This window comes from Psychrobacter sp. DAB_AL43B, assembly GCF_900168255.1.
Lineage (GTDB): Bacteria > Pseudomonadota > Gammaproteobacteria > Pseudomonadales > Moraxellaceae > Psychrobacter.
Genome location: NZ_LT799838.1, coordinates 2,829,109 through 2,854,570, shown reverse-complemented (window position 1 = coordinate 2,854,570; position 25,462 = coordinate 2,829,109). Strand labels below are relative to the sequence as shown.

Annotated in this window: 20 protein-coding genes; 9 read left to right on the top strand and 11 right to left on the bottom strand. The window is 43.0% G+C overall.

What is annotated here, in order from left to right; translation table 11 throughout:
* The first annotated feature begins 88 nt into the window (after positions 1-88).
* From DABAL43B_RS12160 to DABAL43B_RS12145, 4 genes are all read left to right on the top strand, one after another.
* A complete protein-coding gene (locus tag DABAL43B_RS12160; protein ID WP_079692636.1) occupies positions 89-487 on the top strand; it encodes a hypothetical protein in 399 nt (132 codons plus the stop codon).
* Positions 488-867: 380 nt separating this feature from the next.
* Complete coding sequence (locus DABAL43B_RS12155) at positions 868-1,359, top strand: hypothetical protein (protein ID WP_079692634.1); 492 nt, start codon at positions 868-870, stop codon at positions 1,357-1,359.
* A gap of 367 nt (positions 1,360-1,726) precedes the next feature.
* On the top strand, positions 1,727-2,149 hold the full coding sequence (locus DABAL43B_RS12150; protein ID WP_079692632.1) for a YbaN family protein: 423 nt from the start codon (positions 1,727-1,729) through the stop codon (positions 2,147-2,149).
* Between the two features lie 244 nt (positions 2,150-2,393).
* Positions 2,394-2,603, top strand: a complete 210-nt coding sequence (locus DABAL43B_RS12145) for a cold-shock protein (RefSeq protein ID WP_010201661.1) — start codon at positions 2,394-2,396, stop codon at positions 2,601-2,603.
* 239 nt (positions 2,604-2,842) lie between these two features.
* On the opposite strand, the gene DABAL43B_RS12140 is transcribed toward DABAL43B_RS12145, so the two are convergent.
* Positions 2,843-3,925 carry a YeiH family protein gene (locus DABAL43B_RS12140; RefSeq protein ID WP_079692630.1) on the bottom strand — a complete coding sequence of 361 codons (1,083 nt, stop codon included), beginning with the start codon at positions 3,923-3,925 and terminating at the stop codon, positions 2,843-2,845.
* Positions 3,926-4,181: 256 nt separating this feature from the next.
* Between DABAL43B_RS12140 and DABAL43B_RS12135 the strand changes: the two genes are divergently transcribed.
* Entirely contained in the window at positions 4,182-5,129 is a 948-nt protein-coding gene (locus DABAL43B_RS12135; RefSeq protein ID WP_079692629.1) for a LysR substrate-binding domain-containing protein, read from the top strand.
* Positions 5,130-5,229: 100 nt separating this feature from the next.
* On the opposite strand, the gene DABAL43B_RS12130 is transcribed toward DABAL43B_RS12135, so the two are convergent.
* Positions 5,230-5,691: a universal stress protein gene (locus DABAL43B_RS12130; RefSeq protein ID WP_079692627.1), complete on the bottom strand. Its 462-nt coding sequence runs from the start codon at positions 5,689-5,691 to the stop codon at positions 5,230-5,232.
* 370 nt (positions 5,692-6,061) lie between these two features.
* On the opposite strand from DABAL43B_RS12130, the gene DABAL43B_RS12125 reads away from it, so the two are divergent.
* Positions 6,062-9,154: an insulinase family protein gene (locus DABAL43B_RS12125; protein WP_079692626.1), complete on the top strand. Its 3,093-nt coding sequence runs from the start codon at positions 6,062-6,064 to the stop codon at positions 9,152-9,154.
* Positions 9,155-9,413: 259 nt separating this feature from the next.
* Here DABAL43B_RS12125 and DABAL43B_RS12120 read toward each other — a convergent pair whose 3' ends face one another.
* The 3 genes from DABAL43B_RS12120 to DABAL43B_RS12110 form a co-directional block, all read right to left on the bottom strand.
* A complete protein-coding gene (locus DABAL43B_RS12120) occupies positions 9,414-10,733 on the bottom strand; it encodes a serine hydrolase domain-containing protein (protein ID WP_079692625.1) in 1,320 nt (439 codons plus the stop codon).
* A gap of 173 nt (positions 10,734-10,906) precedes the next feature.
* Positions 10,907-11,470 (bottom strand): NUDIX hydrolase, encoded by a 564-nt coding sequence (locus tag DABAL43B_RS12115; RefSeq protein WP_079692624.1) that lies wholly within the window; start codon positions 11,468-11,470, stop codon positions 10,907-10,909.
* Positions 11,471-11,817: 347 nt separating this feature from the next.
* Positions 11,818-12,333: an HPP family protein gene (locus DABAL43B_RS12110; RefSeq protein ID WP_227516690.1), complete on the bottom strand. Its 516-nt coding sequence runs from the start codon at positions 12,331-12,333 to the stop codon at positions 11,818-11,820.
* Positions 12,334-12,531: 198 nt separating this feature from the next.
* Here DABAL43B_RS12110 and DABAL43B_RS12105 point away from each other — a divergent pair, with 198 nt between their 5' ends.
* Positions 12,532-13,269 (top strand): NUDIX hydrolase, encoded by a 738-nt coding sequence (locus DABAL43B_RS12105; protein WP_079692623.1) that lies wholly within the window; start codon positions 12,532-12,534, stop codon positions 13,267-13,269.
* A gap of 211 nt (positions 13,270-13,480) precedes the next feature.
* On the opposite strand, the gene DABAL43B_RS12100 is transcribed toward DABAL43B_RS12105, so the two are convergent.
* From DABAL43B_RS12100 to nhaA, 3 genes are all read right to left on the bottom strand, one after another.
* On the bottom strand, positions 13,481-14,869 hold the full coding sequence (locus tag DABAL43B_RS12100) for an oxygenase MpaB family protein (protein WP_079692622.1): 1,389 nt from the start codon (positions 14,867-14,869) through the stop codon (positions 13,481-13,483).
* Between the two features lie 83 nt (positions 14,870-14,952).
* Positions 14,953-15,549, bottom strand: a complete 597-nt coding sequence (locus DABAL43B_RS12095) for a DUF2799 domain-containing protein (RefSeq protein ID WP_079692621.1) — start codon at positions 15,547-15,549, stop codon at positions 14,953-14,955.
* Between the two features lie 53 nt (positions 15,550-15,602).
* Complete coding sequence (gene nhaA, locus DABAL43B_RS12090; protein WP_079692620.1) at positions 15,603-16,805, bottom strand: Na+/H+ antiporter NhaA; 1,203 nt, start codon at positions 16,803-16,805, stop codon at positions 15,603-15,605.
* A gap of 506 nt (positions 16,806-17,311) precedes the next feature.
* On the opposite strand from nhaA, the gene DABAL43B_RS12085 reads away from it, so the two are divergent.
* Positions 17,312-18,067 carry a TSUP family transporter gene (locus DABAL43B_RS12085; RefSeq protein WP_079692619.1) on the top strand — a complete coding sequence of 252 codons (756 nt, stop codon included), beginning with the start codon at positions 17,312-17,314 and terminating at the stop codon, positions 18,065-18,067.
* A gap of 104 nt (positions 18,068-18,171) precedes the next feature.
* Here the strand turns inward: DABAL43B_RS12085 and DABAL43B_RS12080 are convergent, their stop codons facing one another.
* The 3 genes from DABAL43B_RS12080 to radC form a co-directional block, all read right to left on the bottom strand.
* Positions 18,172-19,545 (bottom strand): dicarboxylate/amino acid:cation symporter, encoded by a 1,374-nt coding sequence (locus DABAL43B_RS12080; RefSeq protein WP_079692617.1) that lies wholly within the window; start codon positions 19,543-19,545, stop codon positions 18,172-18,174.
* Between the two features lie 400 nt (positions 19,546-19,945).
* Complete coding sequence (locus DABAL43B_RS12075; RefSeq protein WP_079692616.1) at positions 19,946-22,873, bottom strand: acyl-CoA dehydrogenase; 2,928 nt, start codon at positions 22,871-22,873, stop codon at positions 19,946-19,948.
* 381 nt (positions 22,874-23,254) lie between these two features.
* Positions 23,255-23,938 (bottom strand): RadC family protein, encoded by a 684-nt coding sequence (gene radC, locus DABAL43B_RS12070; RefSeq protein WP_079692615.1) that lies wholly within the window; start codon positions 23,936-23,938, stop codon positions 23,255-23,257.
* A 128-nt stretch (positions 23,939-24,066) separates the two neighbouring features.
* Here radC and coaBC point away from each other — a divergent pair, with 128 nt between their 5' ends.
* The gene (coaBC, locus tag DABAL43B_RS12065; RefSeq protein WP_079692614.1) at positions 24,067-25,452 is read left to right on the top strand and encodes a bifunctional phosphopantothenoylcysteine decarboxylase/phosphopantothenate--cysteine ligase CoaBC; all 1,386 of its coding nucleotides are present in this window, start codon (positions 24,067-24,069) and stop codon (positions 25,450-25,452) included.
* Positions 25,453-25,462 lie beyond the last annotated feature (10 nt).

Below are 25,462 nucleotides of genomic sequence, written 5' to 3'. Positions count from 1 at the left end.
TGTGCCATAATATTGGTAAAACTTGGAAGCCTACTCGCTAAAGTCCTATAAATATCGACTTTAGTGGTTGTAAACAAGGACGTTCATCATGAACACAATATCAACTACCAAAGCTCTCACCTTAAGCGCCTTGTTATTAAGCCTAAGCGCTTGCGTTATCGTTTCACCGCCAACTAATGAAGACACTTTGACAGACGCCGATCTCATTCGAGCCGCACAGAAAAAAGAATCAGCGCCAACCGAAGGCGCGCAGCAATGGGTCATTGGCTATCATCATGGTATCGAGGTGGTAAAATCATTCCAGTGCTCAGACCTCTGTCCACAGAATACTTTGCGCTTGATTTATTATGACGTACCCACCGATGCCACTTGTGAGAGTATCGGCGGCGTGACCAAATCAATATTAGTGCCAATCGCTATTACTGTAATGCCAAAAGACTATTGTTTCCCAGCCGTCATCGCCGACTATTGGGAAAGTTACCCCTGAATTAAATGAGCAACGTTTTTAAGTCGGATTATATAAGCTGGCTTGAAGAAGCACGCGAGATAGGATGGGTAGCGAAATAAGTCAGAATCTTATCGTTCAAAATAAAACCGCCTACAATTTAAACTGTGAGCGGTTTTTCTATGTTAGTCACCAAACAAAACAGGCTACTTGCTAGTTACTAGCACTGCTACGGCAAACTTTGTATTAGACATTTTGTTACAAATCAAAGCGATAGGGCTGATAATATAAACAGATGAGCATTAATAACTATAAAAATTGAGACTATACAAATAGGGAAATAAGTAGAAGATATTATATCGAATCTTGTAGTACACAAGATATTTTTAAATCAAGTTTCTCTAGGTTTAGGAATAATTACTATGATAAAGATAAATATGTATGTCATTTTTTGGGTCGCCCTGTCATTTTTTACCCTCCTTATTGCTATAAGTAATATAAAAGGTCGTAAGTTAATCCGTGATAAGGGCGCTATGCCAAAAGCACTCAGTAGCGACAGGCTCGATATTGAGTCCAGTTTTTATAGAACGGATGCAACGTGGCACGATATTATATTTTTCCACGCGTCCGCATCAGGTGTGGCTATCGTACTATTGGTTTTAATTATCAAAGGCGAGGCGTTGTTCCCTGGAACGGTGGTTTTCTTTGGCGCGCTGTCTTCCATCGCCATATTCACCATTAGCATAGTACTTCTGTTATTAGCATTTTATTTTTATACCATCTCGATTTTGAAACTTGGCAATACGTTAGCCAGCATGCAGATCAATGGTAAAGATATTAAAACCATGTATGCGATTATGGCTGTCTTTGGCTATTTTTTGATATTTGCATTACTGGCGTTGATATTGGTCTAGCATTAGAAGTAAAACCTATCTGTCGAGAATGCTTTGTACAGTCAATAAAAACCGCTCACCACCTAAACTGTGAGCGGTTTTTTTATCCCATTCATTTGACTTAAAACCAAGATGCTAGCTATCCAAAATATAGCGAAATACACATGTTATTCGTCTCAGAGCTGATACTAATTGCCATGCTAAAGATAATAATTCTAAAATATTTAGTTGTACTCATTTACTCAATCACTAACCAAACATACCCATCAGTAGCAAAACCGTGCAAAATCAGTCTTGAACTGCGTTATCAACTTCTTTATCTTTGATAGCTTATATAGGTAGTCCATACCTAATGACCTAATGTCTAACACTGACTGATAAAACTCTCATGACTCAATCAAAGAAAGCTTTTTATTATCGACCTAAGACCAATCAACATAACAGTCCAACCGTGCGTTGGATGTTTTTGATATTTGGCTGGGTGTTTTTTGCCTTGGGTATCATTGGTATCCTATTACCTGTCATGCCGACCGCACCTTTTATCTTACTGGCGGCAGGTTGCTGGGCACGTAGCTCACGACGCTTCCATTTTTGGCTGATAAATCATAAATATTTTGGTAAATATGTCCGCGATTGGGAAGATCGCCGCGCCGTACCGCTATACGCGAAGTGGTTGGCAACCATAATGATGGCAATATCGACAACGATGTTATTTTTTAGCATTCCTGCCGATATGATGTGGGTGGCATGGTCGGTAGCCTTGGTATGTAGTGGGGTAGCGATATATTTGTTCCGCTTGCCAAATGCCTAAAATTGTTGCAATTAGGACGAAAAATAGCCAATATCTAGCTTCAGTTACACGAAATCTAAGATAAGGCTTGCGATAATGAGATGTTGCCCTTATAATACCTCCAAGCTTAAGAGCAGTTCTGCACCAAATCATTACCTCGTAGTATTAGTTATAATCCTTCGTTTTAATATTTATCGTTCAGTAGCTATTTGCAAGCGTTACCGGTCACTAGGCCATTAATAAATTAAAAAGTAGGATTATCGATATGTCAGATACTCAAAAAGGTACAGTTAAGTGGTTCAACGAAGCTAAAGGCTTTGGTTTTATCGCTCCAGAAACTGGCGCAGACGTTTTTGCTCATTACAGCGAAATCACTGGTTCAGGCTTCAAAACTTTAGCTGAAGGCCAAGAAGTTGAGTTCACTGTAACTCAAGGTCAAAAAGGTCCACAAGCTCATAACATCGTTGCTATCTAATTTGTCTTTTTAGACAACTAGAGCAAGATGAATAAAAAACGAACCTTCGGGTTCGTTTTTTTTCGTCTATAATTTAATATCAAAATCTTAATATTAAAAGCTTGATGTTAAAAGTTTGAGCTTTAAGATAAATAGTTATTAAATCAGAATATAAACCAAAAAATGCCTACGTACTATTATTATAGTCGTAGGCATTTTTGGTTTCAGATGAAGTAGAGGGTGTTAAGTCATTTGGCCTCTTAAATAAAGCTAATGCCGATATTAATCAATCCACCACCAACGATTAACCAAGCAAACATAATCGCACCTAATATCAGTGGTTTGACGCCAGCTTGTTTGATGGCGCTGAGATGGGTGGTTAAGCCAAGCGCAAACATCGCCATCGTTAACAAGACATCGTCGAACATTATCATACTACGCTCAAAGCTCTCAGATATATTTAGCCAAGTATGCAACAAGACGATTAGGATAAAAATAAAGGCGAACCATGGCACTTTAACTTCTTTGATACGGCTCATAAATGAAGCGGTTTGACCATTTTCGCTATTGCCTTTTGTCAAAGCAAAAGACAGTACCAATAAGAAAGGGGCGAGCATCATGACACGAATCATTTTGGTGACGACTGCGGTATCGCCAACATCAGCACTGACGGTATTACCAGCGACCACCACTTGCGCGACTTCATGAATGGTCGAGCCGGTATAGACGCCATAATCTTGCGCGCTTAGCCAAGGCTGTAACCAGCCAAGATGATAGAGAAACGGATAAAGCAGCATAGCGATTGTGCCAAATACCACGACCGTTGCGACCGCGATAGTGACTTTGTGCGCTTCTGCTTTGACGATTGGATCGGCGGCGATGACAGCTGCTGCTCCACAAATACTAGCGCCTGAACCTATCAATATCGTGGTTTCTCTATCCACTTTTAATAATTTGGTGCCTATCCAATAGGTTAATAAAAAGGTTGATGTGAGCACCAACGCATCGCTCATCACTGCTGGTAGACCGACACTTGATACTTGGGTTAGGGTCAATTTAAAACCATAGAACATAATGGCGAGTCTTAGAATTTGCCCTTTAGCAAAACCGACCCCTTCATTTAAGCGCTCAGCAAAATTGGTATAGACCGTATTGCCAAGTATCATACCGATTAAAATCGCTAGCGTGAGCGATGACAGTCCCACGATGCGCCCGTTTGTCCAAGTGTTCAAACTGCTATTTAACCACAAACAAAATAAGCTGCCAATTAGCACGGCGATAAGCCCTGCGAGATGGTGTTTGCGTGGAAAATAGCTATTTACTGACTGCATTAAGGCGTTCATGACGGACTGTCCTATTGATATGTTTTGGGTAGTACTGCTAATCTTGATAAGATTGGCTATTCTCGTTAATCGAAAATAGCATAAGCTTATGACTAGACATTATAAGTCAGTACTATCTATAATAAAAACAGATTAATAAGATATAAATTATCGATTTTATAGGTTATTAAATTAATTTCAGTTATTTCTTAAATTGAGAGTGAAAAGGTTATTAAAAATACATAAGTAAAAACAGACATAAGGGATAGATGTGCTCATGAAAAAAGCCGTACAGACTATACCGAAGATTACGCTGCGGCAACTGGCCGTATTTGTCAGTATTTATCAAACAGGCAGCACCAGCCGTGCTAGTGAAGTGGTGCATTTGTCACAATCAGCGGTTAGTAGTGCGCTGACAGAATTAGAAACAAGGTTGCAGATGCCACTATTTGAGCGGGTCGGGCGCAGGCTTAATCAGCATCCCAATGCTCATCCTATTTATATACAGGCGCAAGCAATCTTAGGGCAAGCATTGACGCTTGAGCATTATCATAAATCGCAAGTAGGTCAGATTCATATCGGTGCGAGTACCACCATTGGCAATTATGTACTGCCGCCGCTGCTTGCCAAGCTATACGAGGTGCTACCAGACGCGAATGTCGATATGTATATTGCCAATACCCAAGAAGTGGTCAATGAGGTTGAACAATTAAATATTGATATTGCGCTAGTAGAAGGGATGCCGCGGCCGACGGATATGAAAGCGATTGAGCAACGAGCTTGGCGGACAGACACCTTGATGGTATTTGCTAAGCGCGATAGTAAGTGGCTAAAAGGGGTTGCAGCGTATAACGATGCTGATCATTGCTATGAGCTAAGTACTGAGCAACTGGCAAAGTTGCCATTACTAGTACGTGAAGCGGGTTCGGGTACACGGCAGATTATTGATGAGCAATTATTGCAATATTTACCTAATGCAGAAATCATTATGGCGATTCAGCAATCTGAAGCAATTAAGCATATGGTCAGTGCTGATATTGGACTTGGCTGTTTATCGCAGCACGTCATTCATGCCGAGTTAGCCAAAGGACAGCTGGTGCAGGTGAAGGTGGCGGGTATAGATTTGTCACGGACATGGTGGTTAGTCTGGCATAAAGCCCGTCATCAAAGCCCGATTTGGCAGACGTTTATTGACATTATTGAACAGGGTCAAGCTCAAACTTGACAGGCAATCGCCGTTTTAGCTAAAAATAAAAAAGCGCCGTGTCATTATTGACACGGCGCTTTTTCATAGCTGATTATATAAGACAATAATAAGCCTACGGTTATTTTGAGACAGGCTTATCGAGTCTCACTACCAAGCTATCACAAGGTACATTGGGTAAGATATTATCCGCGGTTGCTCCGCTTAACCAAGCCGCTATACCATGACGTTCATGGCGACCGATGACCAATAAATCGACGTCATGCTTGTGGCAATAGTTAACGATACCTTCACTGTTTGAGATTGCGGTGGTCACTTCAGAATTAACCACGTTTAATTCATTGCGGTCTAAAAATTGTGCCAGTTTTGCGCGTGCTTCTTGGCAGCGCTCATCATCAATCTCATCATATAGGCTTGAGGCAGGCACCAGCTCATAGCCGAAGCCAACCATGGTGTCTTTGACAATATGTAGTACCGATAGTTTAGAGTTAGGACGATTATCGACGATACGTTTGGCCTTTTGGGCGACCACATCGGCATCGGACATTAGGTCTGTAACCAGTAATATATGTTGGTAACTCATGAGCGGCTCCTTGTGACAGATGATTTTAACTATAACACTACTAATGACTACTGTTAAGTGGGCTTTGTGAAATGCGTATTATCTTTATGCGTTATTCTTTATTACTGATTATCTTTCTCCATCTACCGTCTTGACTTATCCACGTATTAGCCCCATCTAACCTCGTTAGGCAAATTCTTTTTAGCTGATAAATGCCATTCAATTCGAAGATTACCTATGAGGCTTTGATAAAGCTAATCTTTTATAAACACAGCTTTATAAATACAGTTTTATAAAGACAAACTTTATAACTATAAACTTCACTATTTTCTATTATTTATATTAATGTTATCCATCAATGATGACATCAAAGTAATCTATAAGGACAACTATGACTGACACGCCATTTACTGCTGATTTAACCCTGCATCCAGCCTTTGAGCTGCTTGAGCACCGCCACATTGATGCATTATCAATGGATGTGTTGATCAGTCAGCATGTAAAAACGGGAGCGATGCACTATCATTTGGCGCATCCCAGTGATGAAAATGCCTTTTTAGTTGGCTTTCGCACCCAACCGATGGATTCAAAAGGCGAGGCGCATATTTTAGAGCACGTCGCTTTATGTGGCTCGAAGAAATTTCCTGTCCGTGATCCGTTCTTTTCAATGATTAAGCGCTCACTAAATACCTTTATGAATGCGATGACGGCGGCTGACTGGACGGCATATCCGTATGCCACGCAAAATAAAAATGATTACTTTAACTTACTTGCCGTCTATCTTGACGCATCATTTTTCCCGAATATTCATCCGCTTGATTTTGCCCAAGAAGGCATCCGTGTTGAATTAGACGAAAATGATAAGCCGCAGTTTAAAGGTATCGTCTTTAATGAGATGAAAGGCGCGATGAGTGGCGAGATTGATCAGTTGTATCATACGGTCGCCCATCATTTATTCCCAACGACGACCTATCACTATAATTCGGGCGGTGATCCTGCTGATATCCCAGACCTGACTCATAATGAGCTGGTTGAATTTCATCAGAGTCATTATCATCCGTCAAACAGTGTGATTATGAGCTTTGGTAATATTCCAGTCGCTGAGACCCAAGCAAAAATCCATGACGATGCTTTGATTGAGTTTGAAGCCGGTAAAAAACACGTATCGCGTCCAGAGCAGCGTTTGTCTGCGCCGATTAGTGCCACCGATACTTATACCGCTGACGAAGCTGGTCCCGATCAAACCCATCACGTACTTGCTTGGTTATTGCCATCGATTACTGATCCGAAGCAGCGTTTGGCACTGCGTCTATTAGAAGGCGTATTGATTGAGCATGCTGGTTCGCCGTTACGTGCGTATCTTGATAGCCATCCGCTAGGCAAAGCGCCAAGTCCGTTATTAGGACTTGATGACAGTCATTATGAAATGGTCTTTTATACTGGGCTACGTGGCTCTAACCCTGAACACGCTGAAGCAGTAGAGCAGGGCATTATTGATTTGTTGACTAAGGTTGCAAGCGCGCCAGTCGATGATGAGACCATTGAAACCATCTTGCATCAGATAGAGATTGATCAGCGCCATATCGGCGGCGATAGCATGCCTTATGGTTTGAACTTGATGCTAGAAGGCTTTAGTACCGCGATTCATGATGGCAATCCTATCGATGTGTGGGAAGTTGATGAGCATCTACAATGGCTACGTGAGCAAGTAAAAGATGAGCAATGGCTACCGAATTTAATTAAAACGCACCTGTTAGATAATCAGCACCGTGTGCGCGTCACGATGACGCCGGATAGCGAAAAAACAGCTCGCCTTGCGGCAGCTGAACAGACGCGCCTTGATACCATCGCGATGGATTTGACCACTCACGATAAAGATATCTTAAAACAACAAGCGTTAGATTTGGCAGCGCGCCAAGCAGCACCTGATGATTTAAGCTTATTGCCAAAAGTTGGTCTAGAAGACGTACCAACGGATATTAGCTTTAAACAAGGGTCGCAGAAGCAAGTACAATTAAGTGGCACAGAAAGTACGCTATTTGAATATGAAGCGGGCACTAACGGCTTATATTATTATCAAATAATTGTGCCATTAACCGATGAGATTGGTGGTAATAAGAATGCCGAACTACCAGTTAATGAAGTCATTAATCATCCATTACTGCCGATTTATTTAAGCTTATTGTCAGAGCTGGGTACGGATTCGCTAAGCGCCCATGAAATGCAAGCCAAGCAAGCGGCGCATTCATCTGGTGTGACCGCACGAGTTAGCCAGCGCACCAATATTGATGATAGCCAAGCTATTAGCAGCTACTTTGTGGTGGCAACGCGTGCGCTTAACCGTAAGCCTGAAGCGATTGATTTGCTCAAAGAAGTGATGGAGCACAGTGTATTTACTGAGCATGCACGCATTAAAGAGATCTTGCAGCAGCGCCAAGCAGGCTGGCAATCTAACCTTGCCGGTTCAGGGCATTCATACGCGATGCAAACGGCCAGTCGCGGTATGAGTCGTCAAGCGCAGCTAGAGTATGTGCGCAGCGGTCTACCGGCGTTGAATGCATTAAAAGAATTCTTAACCCATGCGAGTACTGATGATGCGCAGTGGAATCAACTGGCGACGAGTTTGATGGACTTACATCAACGTCTGATTAGCTTACCGAAGCACGCGGTTATTATTTGCGAAGCGGAGCAAACTGAACGCTTAAGCAATTTGATTGTCGATAGCTGGAAAGACAGCCAAGCGCCGGAAATTTCTGAAAAATTGAACCGTTCTGATGCTGGTATTGAAGCAAATATCCCAAGTGAGTTTGCAGATTTACAATTAGACTCGGCACTAAATGGTGAAGAAGACCTTATTAAAGGTGATGACGCGCCCGCTAAAGCAACAGAGAGCGGCGTTGATGTAGAAGATTTGGCATGGTTGGTTCCTACCAACGTCTATCATAACGCCAGTGCTTATACCGTACCAGCGGCTGATCATCCTGACACGGCAGCCTTGATGGTACTAGCGCCTTACCTGCGTAATGGCTATCTGCATAGCGCCATTCGTGAGCGTGGCGGTGCTTATGGCGGCGGCGCAGGTTATGATGCCAATGCTTGTGCCTTTAAGTTCTTTAGTTACCGCGATCCGCAGTGCGCTGAGACCTTTGCGCACTTCGATGCCAGTATCGAATGGCTATTAAATGAGCCGCAAACGGATGAGCAGTTAGAAGAAGCTATCTTGGGTATTATCTCAGGTATGGATAAACCTGGCTCTCCAGCAGGCGAGGCAATCAAAGCGTGCTTTGCTGACTTGCATCATCGCGGTGTAGATTGGCAGCGAAAAATGCGTGCGGCCATCTTAGCCGTTACGGTTGCTGACTTACAGCGCGTGGCCAAGCAGTATCTGCAAGGGCAAAAACATGTGCGCGCCGTATTAGCACCTTATGATAAAGAAGCGGCGGTAAAAGAGTTAGGCTTTAACGTTTGTAAAATTAAAAGCTAATTGTTAGATATAGAAGATTCAATTTAAAAAGATACATGGATATACATAAGCCGCTGGGATGAATTTCTCTTGCTTGCTGTGTGCTTTGCACGACAGAGGCTGCGAAAAATTCATCCCAGCAGCGTTGTATCGTTTTTAAAGTGACTCGACTATGTGCAATCGCTGAACTGCTATATAAAAAAACCGCCGCTTCCATTACTTATATTGGAAACGGCGGTTTTTATTTTTACGCTTGTTTAAGCACTGCACTTCTACACAGTTACTTTTTAATTAAGTAATTTGCCACCGCTTTATAAGCCGGTAGCGACGTTGGGTCAATTTTACCATTACTGGCTTCAGGGTATGAGGCAAAACGGACGATGACCATGTCGGCTGCTGGGTCAACATAGACTGTTTGACCGTGGACGCCACGCGCTGCATATATAGGCGTGGGGTTATCAAATAGCCACCACATACTTTTGTAGCTGCCATTATTGAGCTGTTTATAACCTGCTTTTGCAAAAGCCCCTTTATCACCGCCAGCCTCGATATGATCTACGACTGCCGTTGGGAATAACCGTTCGCCATTGATTTCGCCTTTATTTAACATCAAGCTGCCAATACGTGCCATGTCATGCAAGCCAGCACTAATACCACCGCCAGCAAACGGCGTACCTTTAGCGTCGACAGTCATATAGGCACTTTGTTCGGCACCGATTTTTTGCCAAATGCGCTCAGAGAGTAAGTCATCGACTGCTTTGCCAGTGGTGCGTGAAATAATCCAGCCTAACGCATCACTATTGATCGTCCGATAGTTAAACTCTACGCCATGTTCGCCTTTCTTCTCAACCGTTTGCAGGTATTCAAAATAGCCGTTAGGTCCGCTATAGCCTTTGGGTTTTGGTAACGGGCTTGCCGCTTCTGAATATTTCCAGATATCTGCATCAGGATCCGCATAGTCTTCGCTATAATCGAGCGCCGTGGTCATATCCATCACTTGACGAACGGTTGCATCACCAAAACCGCTGTCTTTTAGCTCTGGAATAATTGAGCCAACCAATGCCTTATCATCAAGCGTACCTTCGGTGACGAGGATTTCTGCCAGCAGTCCAGTCATTGACTTGGTCATCGACATCGCGGCGTGATTACCCAGCTCATTAAGACAGCCGTTTTGGCGCTCATAAACCACTTTGCCATGATGCATGATCATAATACCGTCAGTATAATTGGCATCGAGTGATTGGCGCCATGTCATCTGGCGTTTGCTATTGGTTGGGGTAAAGGTGATGGCATCGATATTTTTATCTAACTCATAGTTGAGTTTAGAGGGTGCGCCGATACCGCGACTGACTTCAGTGGTCGGCATCAGCTCACGGATATGACAGACCGTCCAGCGCAGTTTAGGAAAACTAAAAAAGTCAGACTGGGGTTGTGATATCAGTTTATCTTTAGGCGGTGGAAAGCCTTGCATCCAGCCAAGGGTTTGCGGGTCTGATTCTTGTGCGGTTAAAGGGGTATTGTCAGCATGACTACTTATACTCGTCAGCCCTAGGGCTAAAGTTAGCGGTAGTAGCGCAAAAGAGTGTTGCAGTGTCAGCATGATATCCTCACAATTCGAATTAAGTGGTTAATTTTAGGCAATAAAAAACCGTTGATGAGATTTGAGCATAATTCTTATCAACGGTTTTTACTACTTGCTTTTGTAAGTTACTCGCTGTAGATAGCTAGCGTTTAGCCCTTAAAACCTAGCCCTTAAAAATCAGCGCTTTAATATCAATAGCGCTTGATGGCTTGGTCTTTGCCAATATAGTCTTGATGGATTGGGAATTTATCCTGGCTATCGAATTGCTGACGGTCTGCAAAATAGCTCTTTAAGGTGCGACGTACTGCTTCAAAGGCAAGCTTATCCCACGGGATGTCTTCTTCTTTGAATAACGCACAATCAAGACTTTCAGAGCCAATACCATAAGCACCGTCTTTTAGTTCAGTGATATATATACTATAAATTTGCCCGATATCAGGAATGTCATATAAGCAATATAATTGTGGATTGAGGACAACTGCTTCAGCTTCTTCAAAGCTCTCACGTGCAGCGCCTTCCGCCATCGTTTCTCCATTTTCCATAAAACCAGCGGGCAGCGTCCATAAACCATACTGTGGCTCAATGGCACGGCGACATAGTAGTACTCTATTTTTATGGACGACGAGTGAGCCACAAATCACTTTTGGGTTTTCATAGTGAATATAGTGGCAATTTGGACAGACCAAACGCGGTATATTATCCGTGGCTGGTATTTTGCGCTCTGCTTTATGACCGCATTGTAGACAATATTGCATATCAGCTGCCTTATATAGTGAGAAATACGAGTAATGAGAAAAAAGGTTTTGGTTATTATAAGCGTTATAATTATTGCTTTATGACGATAGCCTATTAGGTTTTTATCTGCTAATAGTGTTTAAAGCTAAGATAACACAAATTCTCATCGCACTGGCAGTGATAATAAAAACAGCTCGTTTTTGATAGGTTAATTTTTAAGGCTTTTTAATTTCTGATGTTTTTAACCTCAGATTATTTGGCTTTTGCTGATGACTGCCATATACCAGACATGTCAGTCACACAAAGTATAGGCGGTCATAGCTAGATTGCGCTAGTCTATACGAAGGGCAACTGTTGTAATGTATATTTACCAATAGCGGGGATAATGTCTGTTTCTACCGATATTATTATAAATTAATGCAACAACGACCAAGGCAAGCGCGCCTACTAAAGTAGGGGTAACTAAGAAATGCCACTTAACGCCGCCGAGCATCACGATTAATGGATTAGAGCCAGCAGGTGGGTGTGGCACTCGAAGCAATAACATCAAGGCAATCGCCGTACCGACCGCCAGTGCCAAGCTCCACCACTCAATCCCAAATAAAGACATAAAAGATAAGCCAGTAAAAGTGGTAATTAGATGACCGCCAACAATGTTTCTTGGCTGGGCAAATGGACTTTCTGGATAAGCGAAAATAAGCAAGCAGCTGGCACCGAATGAGCCCAAAATCATAGCGACATTTTGCCAATTACCAAGTAATGCCAGTACAGCAGTAGCAAAGGTGCCGCCAACCCAAGCAAGTGCAATGATTAATAATGGCAACCTTTGCGGGCAATCATCAGTTTTGCCCTGCATTTTATTTAATGAAAAAATCTTATCCACTAGCGTTTCCTAAATAATATATGAATGACACAGTTGAGCAATTGATGGTTGATAGCAGTTTTTATGATGTGGCTGATTGCTACAGTACAATGATAAAAAAACTGTATATGTATAGTGCTATTTCATTTTATATCGCTGTTAGTTTTCGTTGATGCTAATACTGACGCGTGATACTGATAAAAATACAAGGCAATAATAATGTTAAACCTTTCGCAGTCTGCACGTTTTGATGAGTTGTCAGTCGCTGTGCCAGACTTTATTCGTTATCCCACCATCAGAAAGTTGGCTGAACGGGTGCAGCATGAGACTTTAAATGCCGCCGCCAGTTCGGTGCTGTACGACCCTTATAATACCTCTCGTAGCGCGCGTGTTTTAGATAGCCTATATCAGACACCCATTGCTGATGCTTCGATATTGGTTGCTATCACCCACGAACGCCATCCTAAGTTATTACTCACACGCCGCGCTGCGCATATGAATAGTCATGCTGGGGAAGTTTCTTGTGCTGGTGGTAAGTATGAAACTAGCGATGGTAATAACGTCGTCACGGCCTTACGGGAAGCCTGCGAAGAGACCGCGCTACCGCCCAATAAAGTGCAACTGCTCGGGCAATTACCAATCCAAACGTCCAAAAGCGGCATGAGCGTCCGACCTATTGTGGCGCTTATCGCCCCAGATTTAGTGTTAGTGCCTGAACTTGGAGAAATCTCACGCATTTTTTGGGCGGATTTTGAAACCTTGCTGACTCAGCCTACCGTAGAATATTCGATAGAATATATGATGCAAGATCAAACGGCGACCATCCTCACGCCAAGCTGGCAAGTGGATGGTGAAACGGTATGGGGTCTAACAGGACGCGTCATTGCTAGCTTGTTGGAAACGGGCTTTGATCGGCAGCTTGAATGGTATTACCGCATACAAGAGTCACGGTTATAGAGGTTATCGGATGATAGCCCGTTACCTATAAATATTAGCAATCATTAAAAACCACGATCGAACACGTCTTTTATGGATTTATTATAGTTATTGTAGACGTTATTGATAATGGTTTAACATATTCTATTTAGTAATAATAATATTCAATACCTAGTTAATTTAGTTATGATTTATAACTATTATCTGCTCCTTATCATCCTCATGGTTATACTTATTTATAATAATCATCGTTTTTCTTTAGCCACCAGTTCATATTATCTTGGCGCTTAGCGCGGAACGCTTCTAGTTTATCTGCAACGGTGCTATTGTGCTGGCGCGCGGTATCGAGTGCAAACAGAATTGGTACTGAAGATAAGACCCCAAAACGTATTTTTGATTTTGGTAAATCCAGCCCATCGCCAATATCATCACCGACCAAGGTACGGGTCACACTGGCGTTGACCATCTCAACGAAGCGCCCGCGACGATTGTCCTCACCCATGAGTTGACGCGGCAAATCATGTAACGCTTTTGCCAGTGGTTGGCCCATTTTAAAATCAAGCTGTTGAATGGATAAATAGGTATAGAGCCACTCCCAACAGGCGGCTTCATCTTTAGGTAAGCGATCTAAGTCAACGCCCATCCAATAGCTGGCAAGATTCCAAAGATGCAGAATACCTTCGGCTTCCTCCTTGCTAATACGAGCGCCAAGTAATCTTAATCCGCGCATAATCAACAATGAGAACTGCAAGTGGGTAGCAATCATGTCAGTTTGATTGATAGGAATACCCCAATAAGCGCTGTTCCAACTACCATCAGGGTTGTGATGTTGATCGGCATTTGCTATCACGCCTGTGGCCGCCTTTGCTTTACCTTTAAGTAAATTCTGCCGTACCAAGGTATGGATTTGACGTACTTTGAGCGATTGCCGCCAGCCTTCAGAGCCAATGGCCAATACTTGGTCGATAGGTTTGTAGTGGTTACTTGCACTCATATTCGATTGTGGATGTTCAGAGACGGCCAAGATATAAGCATAAGTACGCATCAAGCGCGGTAGGGCATCGTGCATCAATGCGCCGGTTTGTATCAGTGGTAGTGACAGAGCAGGGATGCTGTAGCCCGCCATCAGGGCGACATTACGCAGTAGCCAAATCAACATCAGCGGATAACGTCGATAGGCAACGGCGCCAATCTGGGCAAGCTTGGGGTCGAACCAATCAGGATGACGGCTAAATTGCTCGGTTAAGGCGTTAAATGAGGGGTTATTTGTGAGAACATGGTCACCGAAAGTATGGTCACCGAAAGTATGGTCTGTTTTTCCGTCGATAATACGTTGCTGTAATGGTTTTGCAAAGCGAACACCATCAGCCGCTAGAGCATCTGCTAGGGGATCGCCAATATCGTAACCGGCGACCATCTCATCTAATAAGTCTTGCGAGATAACAAAGTCTTTTGGTAGTAAATAACGCTTAATTCGCTTTAATACTTGCAGATCGCTATGGTCATCAATTGCCGTGGTGCGACCATGACGTTGATAAGTGTTAGCTGTTTGATGATGGTTACTACTGTGTCTATACAGGGTATTCGTGTTATTTTTTTCAGCCATATCGATTGAATCCATATGTATCAACTACTCTGTATCAAGTGCTCATTATAAATATAACAAGCCCTTATAATCAGGTTTTGTACACTTGTTAGCGAAATTTAATCACTACTCATTTGATTTAATGCGTTTAGTTTTTTTTGAGTATTATTGATACGACGATTAATATCTCGGAGTTCTGTTGGTAAAGATATTAATCGAGCACGGGCTTCTTTTTCTGTCTCAAAGTCTAGCATGTCACCGTCTTTCAGTTTATCAAACTCTAGTTCGCGCGCTTCTAAAAGCCGTTTATCCTTATCTAATTGACTATCTAGGGTATAGTAATCTAAGCCTTGTTGATTGGCGATTTGTAAGGTATTTACCATAGTAATAGGGCAGACATTATTTAATTTGCGTCCGCGGCGACCGACATTATAGGCGCTAGTGACCGTGCAATATTGCTTGAGCCCTAGTTGACGACCGCGCTCCCATAGCTGATAGTTGGGGGTTATACTAACTTTGGCACAAGCTTTAGTATGTGACGCTAACCGGTCTGCGGCATAACCCGCCACGCCATCGTTATAGCCAATCACTTGCCAGTCGCCGACCATACATTCTTGCTTAGATAAGGTGGCACAAGCTGACAACATGTAGATACTACCTAGGATGGCTAAGCGTGGTGCCCATTGCCACCCAAGTTGCAGACTAAATGGCCACATTGCCTACTCCCATCATCAACATTGACCAATACTTGCACTAAAAGCTGCTTAGCTTATTTATGATGCGTTAAGTCCACAGATGTATTACTGACTTCATCTTTTAAGGTGGCTTTGAGCATCAGGTAACCGGCAATACCAGAAACGATTGAGCCCATAATAATTCCCAAACGCTCATCAAATAGTGGCGTATCGCCAGCAAATGCGAGGCCACCGATAAACAAACTCATGGTAAAACCCACACCGCATAGCAATGCTGCGCCATAGATTTGCTTAAAGTTCATGCCTCTTGGCATGGTAGAAATACCCAGTTTAAAGATTAACCAGCACATGATCATGACGCCCAATTGCTTACCGATAAAGAGACCGGCGGCAATACCCAGTGGCACCGAATGAAACAGCTCAGCAAAACCTGCACCTTTGAACGAGATACCCGCATTGGCAAAGGCAAATAATGGCAGAATACCGTAAGACACCGTATTTTGCAGATCATGTTCAAGCTCTTCAAGCGGTGAGTGTTCAGGGTCAGTGCGATCAAATAAGGGGATAAATAACGCCAATACCACGCCTGCTAGAGTGGCATGAATACCTGATTTGAGCACGGCAATCCACATGATAACGCCAATAAGTAAATATGGCGTGATACTAGTGACGTTACGGCGATTGAGTAGATATAAGAATGGCAGACACAACGCTGCGACAGCCAGTGAGCCGAGAGATAAATCGCTGGTATAAAATAAAGCGATTATTATAATGGCGCCAATATCGTCAAAAATAGCAATAGATACTAAAAATACCTTTAGCGAGTTGGGTACGCGATTGCCAAGTAAGCTTAAGATACCGAGGGCAAAGGCAATGTCGGTTGCAGCAGGAATGGCCCAACCTTTCCAAAACTCAGGTTCACTATAGTTAAAGAGTAGGTAGACAATGGCCGGCATCATCATACCGCCGAGTGCTGCTCCTGCGGGTAAGATAATTTGCTTAACGTTAGAGAGTTCACCAATTAACACTTCACGCTTAAGCTCAAGACCCACTAAGAAAAAGAAAACAGCCATTAGCCCGTCATTAATCCAATGATGCGCATCTTTCGCAATCGCAAAACCACCAATCTGAATGGCAACGGGCGCATGAATAAAGGATTCATACCAAGTATTAAGAGACGTATTAGCAATAATCATTGCCGCGATAGCTGCCAGCGCTAAAACAATGCCGCCCGACGCCTCGAGGTTGAAAAACGCTCTAACTCTTTGTATTGCCATATTATCCTCATTAACTAAATAAAACGTACTAAATCATTCAAGAAATTCAAGTGCCTATTTCGCTTTTTTCTACCGCATTGCTATGGACTGTCATAAATAACAATGCGGTAAATAGGTAGCCCTAGTTTCTCACAATATTAGCAATATAGACAATTAAATACGTTAAACCTATTTCTGCTTCTTCCTTGAAGACTGAATGTTTATAAGAAAAAATACCTACAAAAAAACATTTTGATGCGAAAAAACCTCATACGACAAATCTAGCAGACTTTGCTAGGTTTTTGGCTTTTTTTACGCTTTTATCTTTATAATGAGCGGCTTTAAACAATTACTAGTATCAGACTTGGCTATTATTGAAATAACCTTTATTAAAAAAGCGCTTATAAAAATAGCAATTGTCAAAATAGTGCTTATCAAAACATTCACCACTTAATTAGTCATCATATTCTCAGCCTAATATTCTAAGGCTTACTTCTCTTATATCATAAATTTTAAAGGTCAGTGTCATGGACTTATCGCTTTCTATTGAGGTTATTTTAATGTTGACGGCCGTGGCCGCGCTGGCAGGTTTCATCGATGCCATTGCTGGTGGCGGTGGTTTATTGACGATTCCCGCCATGCTGCTTGCCAATATTCCGCCTGTGCTGACATTGGGCACCAATAAGCTACAAGCGGCTTCAGGCGCGTTGGCTGCGTCCATTACTATGATTAGAAAGGGCGTGGTAAAACCCAAAAATATAAAAATAGCAATTATTGCCGCTTTTATTGGTTCTATCTTTGGGTCAATTGCAGTACAGTTATCACCGCCGGATTTACTAGAGAAGCTCATTCCATTTTTGATTGCCGCGATTGGTATTTATACATTATTCGCTCCCAAACTTGGCGAAGTGGAAGCTGCACCACGAATCTCAGAGGGCGCTTGGCAAAAAGTGGCTGCCCCCTTGATTGGCTTCTATGATGGTTATATGGGACCGGGAACCGGCATGTTTTTTGCGCTTGGAAATGTGGCGCTGCGCGGTCGAAAAATTATCGAAGCGACAGGCGCGGCAAAGGTGCTTAACTTATCTACCAATATTGGCTCGTTAATATTTTTTATCTTGGGCGGTAATGTCTTATGGAAAGTGGGGCTGGCGATGATGGTCGGGCAGACGATAGGGGCTTATTTCGGCTCACATATGGTGGTTAAAGGTGGTAGTAAACTTATTCGCCCAATGATTGTATTGGTATGTCTGGCGATGCTCACTAAGTATGTGCTTGGTTAATTGATGGCAATCCTAAAATTTCATTAGCCGTGTAAAACAATAAACCTCAGTCCAATGGGCTGAGGTTTATTTTTATCTTATGCATATGGCTTTATCAATCACAATTAGCCACGCTTAATATCATCATATTCGCTGCCTATGATGCCATCGTGAAAGACTGCTGATAATTCACGCTCGCTGTCTGCATCGATATGGCCATCAAACATCTCTTTCGCACCCGCATCAGGATCGTTATAAATAGCCAAATCCATCTCACCTTCTGACTTTGCAACGATTACTGTAACGGCTGCGTCGCCACCAACGTTCACTGCCGTACGCAACATATCAAGAATACGGTCAACCCCTAAAATCAGACCAATACCTTCAATAGGGAGACCGACTTGGGCAAATACCATCGATAACATAATCAGACCCACACCCGGCACGCCTGCGGTACCGATAGAGGCGAGCACTGACATCAAGATAACGGTCAGGTATCCGGTGATTCCTAATTGAACACCATACAGATTGGCGATAAAGATAGTCGCCGTACCTTGCATGATTGCTGTGCCGTCCATATTGATGGTCGCACCAAATGGAATGGTAAAGGAAGCCACTGAGTTATTAACGCCCATGCGCTTGGTGACCGTGCGTAGGGTGATTGGAATCGTGGCGTTCGAGCTTGAGGTACTAAAGGCAAAGATTTGTACTTCGCGCATTTTTGCCAAAAAAGTTCTAATCGACAAACCTGAAGTCAGCTTAAGTATTACCATCATGGTGACAAAAAAGTGAAAGAAGAGTGCACCAACCAAGACAGCGACATAACCTAGTAGTGACCAGATAAGATCTAATCCCAGCTCTGCCATCGCTTTGGTTAACAGCGCAAAGACACCATACGGCGCTAAATTCATAATGATGGTCACCATTTTCAAGATGACTTCATTAATAAGCTCTAAGCTTTGTACCAAACCTTTTGCAGGCTTACCCACCATTAAAATACTAATACCGATTAACATCGCAAAAAAGATAATCGATAGCATATCGCCATTTGCCATCGCGCTGATGGGGTTGGAGGGGATAATATTAGAGAAGACATCAAGGAGGGGAGGCGCTGACTCTGCTTCGAAAACCGACTTGGTTTCGATTTGCATGCCCTTACCAATACCAAATAGTGAACCAAGCCCGATAGCAGTAGTAATCGCTAGGGCTGTGGTCACCATATAGATGAAAAATGTTTTGCCACCAATACGTCCCAATAGACGAATATCACCGATACCGCACACGCCGCAGATAAGCGAAATCAAAACCAATGGCACAACGAGCATTTTGAGTGAGTTAACAAATAGCTTACCGATGATGGCAAAAAAACCATTGGTAACATAAGTATTAACGAAGCTACCTTCGGCGTTCATGCCAGAATAGTTTATAACCAAACCCAGGATAATACCCAGCACCATGGCAACAATAATCTTGCCCGTTAGACCCATATTTTTCCACATAAACTCTACCCTTGGTATCTGTCACGCACAGAAATAAATGAGATATCGCAATCAACATGAGTGCAATGTCGCTTGTACTATGACTTTTATGACATCTATTAATTTGTTACCTGACCATCAAGTCAGATTTTGGGGACAATATAAAAGAATTGTTGGGGATACTGCAAGAATTTTTTATGATTTAAATAACGTGACATTATGGGCAGGTTATGTTCGAGATTTTTCATCCGTCAAAAATTTATATAAAATTGAGGGAATTAAGAGATGTTGAATAAATATTGAAAAGTAATGTGAGCGGTTAAATAAAAAAGCGAGATGACTCTGATGAGAGCATCTCGCTTACTTAAATGACTACAATTAAATGAATGCAATTAAATGAATATAGCTAGACTAATCATGGTTAGACATTGTCGTTTTTATCACGGCGCAAACCATCTTTCCATGTAGGGTCACTACTCTCTGTTTGCTGTGTATTATCGGCTTTTAAACTATCTGGTTTAGCAGAGTTATTGTCTAGGCGATGGTTGTAGCTCATGCGCTCGCTTAGGTGTGATTCAGCATCACGGTGACGAGGGTTAAGTGCTTGTGCTTCAGGGTTTGACTCATTGAAGTTTGTTTGTGCGCGAGTTTCCTCGACTGTATCTTGTTCATTGACCATCTTTACGTCACCATCACTTTCATAGCCATGGTCAGGATTGGTATCTCCCGTCGGTTGTTCAACATCTGTCACTGGTGCCACATGATCAGGCATCTGCTCGATATTATCCGTAGGTAAATCATGCTTTAGCTGTGCATCATTTTTCAATTGGGCATCGTTTTTTAGTTGTGCATAGTCTGTCAGCTTATGCACGGCATTTTCTAAACTGTGCGGATTATCACGTTCTTGAGCTTTAGATAAATGCATATCAAATACATCGGTCAATAATGAATCATAGCGTACCGCATTATAGGTTATCAGCTGCTCCGCCTCTTCTTCAGTAATGTCACCGTTTTGACTGGCGTAGACCACATGATCTTCAAAGGTTAAACCTTCAAAGCTGTCTTTATGTTCTGCTTTTTTAAACTTCTGCCATAAAGGTTCAACTTCGAGCAGCATTTGATAGGCATGCTCCATACGCCCCGTAACATCATCTGGCTCAGTATTGTAATAAACCATTGTTTTGAGATAGTCGCGGAAGGGGTTGGCTGCAAAATCATCCATAAAGGTATCGCCCAATTTGCGTTTCAGCTCATCGCTTACTGGTGCAAAGATACGACCACTTGGGAAAGTCACAAAGCTGACCACACTGGCCGCCATGCGATTAGGGAAGTTGGCAAATAAAGCAATAAACGCTTCTTGAATGGTATAAAGGCTATCTTTTAATGCCACTTCAGCGTGCAAGCGTTCGGCTGCTGATTTGCTGCCATATTCATAAAATTGTAAAATCGCTGTACAGATAAATAGGTGGGCATGGATATCTGCCAAGCGCCCAGAGAGCATTTCTTTACGTTTTAGATCACCAGCGAGCAACCCTAATGCCATATCTGCTGTTAAAGAAAAACCTGCGCTCAAGCGGTTAATGTTCTTGTAATAAGGACGGGTAAAGCTATCGGCAAAACTTGGTGCATGATTGCTACCACCGACATAACCTGCCACAAATGCTTTTGCCCCGCGATTAAAGGTATAACCTAGATGCTTAAAGAATAGAGTATCGAACTGCTTGAGTGCGCCTTCTTTATCTTCGCTTTGCAACAGTTGCAATTCATCGAATAGATAAGGGTGGCAACGCATCGCCCCTTGACCAAAGATCATCAATGAGCGCGTCAATATATTGGCACCCTCAACGGTAATAGATACAGGAATCGCTTGGTAAGGAATCGCTAAAAAGTTACGAGGTCCCATTTGCACTGCGCGACCACCAACGACATCCATACCGTCATTGATTACCTCGCGCATGGTTTCAGTCGCATAGTATTTTGCCATTGCCGTCATAACGGATGGTGTACCACCTTGGTTTAGACCACAGGTGACCAAATGACGAAAGGCTTCTAACATATAAGTGTTACTGGCCATACGACTAGTGGCATCTTGCACGCCTTCGAATTTACCGACGGAGATTTTAAATTGTTCACGAACTTTGGCAAAAGCACCAACAGTTAAGTAGGTCATTTCACTGGCTGAAGTTGATAAAGCTGGCAACGAAATACCGCGTCCAACACCCAAACATTCCATCAGCATACGCCAACCGCGTCCGGCATTTTCAACGCCACCGATAATATAATCTAACGGTATAAACACATCGTTACCATCGACGGTACCATTCATAAAGGGTGAGCCGATTGGATTGTGACGGGGGCCTATAATCACCCCTTCATGGTTAGCAGGCACTAACGCACAAGTAATACCATAATCCGTTTTTTCTAGATTACCAAGCAAACCTTCTGGGTCATGCATTTTAAAGGCCAAACCAACGACCGTGGCGATAGGTGCCAATGTAATCCAGCGCTTAGAGAAATTCATACGCAGACCGAGTACTTGCTCGCCTTCATGCAACCCATAACAAACCACACCGGTATCAGGGATGGCGCCTGCGTCAGAGCCAGCTTCTGGACCAGTCAAACCAAAGCAGGGAATTTCCTCACCTTTAGCAAGACCGGGTAACCAACGTTGCTTTTGCTCATCAGTCCCGTAGTGCATCAATAGCTCACCAGGACCGAGCGAGTTCGGTACCATACAGGTCACTGCGGCGGTCGGTGAGCGCGAAGCGATTTTACTCATCACGCGACTTTGGGCATAAGAGCTAAATTCTAAACCGCCATATTCTTTCGGTATGATTAATCCCAAAAAGCCATTGGCTTTGATAAACAGCCACGCCTCTGGTGACAGCTCTTTATCTTCATGGTGGATTTGCCACTCATCGAGCATCATACATAGCGCTTCTACTTCATTATCAATAAAGCTTTGTTCTTCTGCTGATAATTGAGGATAAGGGTATTCAGCAAAGGTATCCCAATCTGGCGCACCCATAAACAGCTCTTTTTCCCACCAGCTGGTACCAGCATCAAGGGCTTCACGCTCCGTATCACTCATACTAGGCATCGCACCGCCCAAGGTTTTATAAACGGGTTTGGTGATCAGTGTTTGACGAATAGGAGCGATGAGTAGGACTAGGCAAAGTAGTGCTAGCGGTATGCCTAAAATAAGCGACCATGGACTGATAAAGGCGGTGACAAGGACGGTGATCAGGGCAACAACACTGCCAGTAACACGTGATAAAGACAACAAAAAGATGGCCAACACCATGGCTAATTGAATGATTACTGCCAAAATAAATAAGCCAATGGCCATGACTGCCTCCTTTATAACGCCAAATCAACAGCGTAAAAAATGTAAGTGAATAGGAAATTTTGAAATAAATATAATTTTTGTTTTATATTTCAATCATTTGCTTTTATAGAATAAGGTTGATGTTTATTCTTATGTCTGGTTTAAAGCAATTAATTTTACAAGTGACCGCATAAGTGACCGTAAATGGAAGTTCGATAAATGGAAATTGAACATCGCAGAACAATGTATTTTCTAAATTATTTAAAGTTCCAAGCTAAAATTAAAGTTAACTACCAATATGAAACAGTTGTTTATAACTATCAAGAGCGGAAATGCTACGCTGTGTCGATAATATGTATCAGGATTTTCTCATATATCTAAAAAAATAGCATTTGTAGCTAACTAGCCAAAAGGCGGCAAGAAGCTCTCGGCATAAGATAAGGTTTCATTGCGTCCCACAATGATATGGTCAACTAAAGATAAGTCTATTAAATCACAGGCTTTTTTTAACTCATAGGTCAAAAGATTATCTGCCGTTGATGGTGTAGCATCTGTATGAGGATGGTTGTGAGCGACGATAAGCTGGCTGGCAGCGTGGCTCAAAGCGTGACGCAGCACATGTTTGATGCAGACTGAGCAAGAAGAGATGCCACCTGTAAATAATATCTCAAAATTGATTAAATTTAACGCATTGTCCAAACAGAGTACCGCAAAGACTTCACGAGGTTCACCGCGTAACTGAGTGCTAATGTAATCTTTGACCATTTGTGAGCGACCTAATGCTTGACCAGTCTTAAGCTGACTGTCTAAATAGCGCCTGCCCATCTCAAGTGACGCAAGTATCTGCGCGTACTTAGCAGGGCCAATACCATGACAAGCAAGCACGGTCTCTTGAGGCGCAGCTAAGAGTTCTGCGAGGCTACCGAACTGATCAATCAGATGACGAGCCAGCTCTATGGCTGACTGTGATCGCGTACCGGTACGTAGGAATATCGCTAATATTTCGGCATCAGATAAATGGGCTGCGCCAAATTTGAGTAGCTTTTCACGCGGTCGGTCATCTTCATGCCAGTCTTTGATCGCCATTGTCACTCCTTGAAATGCAGTTAATACTCGATAAATAAGATAAATCTAGAAAACTTCCCCTAACTTATCGCATAATTGTTACTATAAGCGCAATTTTTATCTTTCAATTCTTTGCTGATGTCACGCTTATGTCAAATATCCTGCTTGCTATCACCGGCGGTATCGCCGCTTATAAATCTGCTATATTTGCCCGTCTATTAATTAAGGCAGGCTTTGAGGTGCGCGTTATTATGACCTCAGGCGCGCAAGCCTTTATTACCCCATTAACGTTACAAGCTTTGACTGGTAATGAGGTGCATATCTCATTACTCGATGAGCAAGCGGAAGCGGGTATGGGTCATATTGAGCTTGCGAAGTGGGCAGATTTGGTCGTGATAGCGCCGGCATCCGCCAATACTTTGGCACGGCTTGCGATGGGTATGGCTGATGATTTGCTAACGACTGTATGTCTGGCAACGACGGCACCAGTCATTATTGCACCGGCGATGAACCAGCAAATGTGGGCACATCCAGCGGTTAACCTAAATGTGCAAACCCTGCGTGATATGAATTATCAAATCATTACGCCAGCAAGTGGTGAGCAGGCGTGCGGCGATGTAGGCGCAGGGCGATTGCCTGAGCCGGAAGCATTATTAGCCGAAGTGCTGTTGTTTAATGCAATGCAAACGACACCGCAGCTATTAGCAGGTAAGAGAGTAGTGATTACCGCAGGTCCAACGGTTGAAGCAATCGATCCGGTACGTTATTTGTCCAATCACTCGACTGGTAAAATGGGTTTTGCTTTAGCGCGCGCCTGTGTTGCTGCTGGTGCCGAGGTTATTTTGATTGCCGGTGGTAAAGTGGCTCTACCGACACCGCTTAATGTCACGCGCATTGATGTATTATCGGCTAAAGAGATGCTGATTGCTGCCCAGCAGTGTGTGCAAGGTACGCATAGCGCCCTACAGTATGTCGTTGAAGATGAGCAAGATGACCATCACAACCATGATCATCATCACGATGACTGTGGCTGTGGTGATGAACATGGTGATGACCATACGCATTTGGATCATGATAGCTTAGCTAGTGCTAATAGCCAATATGATACGCGTGCCGCTGATATCTTTATTGCAACGGCGGCTGTAGCGGATTATCGTACCGAAGAAGCCGCCCCGCAAAAAATTAAAAAAACCCAAGATACGATGACGCTGAGCTTGGTGAAAAACCCTGATATCTTAGCGACGATTTCGCTTGCTCATCCAGCGCTATTTGTCGTTGGTTTTGCGGCAGAAACGCAAGATGTTGAGCGTTATGCTCGTGGTAAGCTCGTGTCTAAAGACCTAGATTTGATTGCTTGTAATGATGTCTCGCGGGCAGATATTGGTTTTGCGAGTGATGATAATGCCATGGAGGTGTTTTTCTCAGAGCGTTATGAACACGATAGCATCACGCTTGATAAGGCGAGTAAAGATAAGATCGCTGAGCAGTTAGTAAGTATTATTGGCGGGGCAATCTGGCAACGTCACAATGCTTAATGCAATGCTT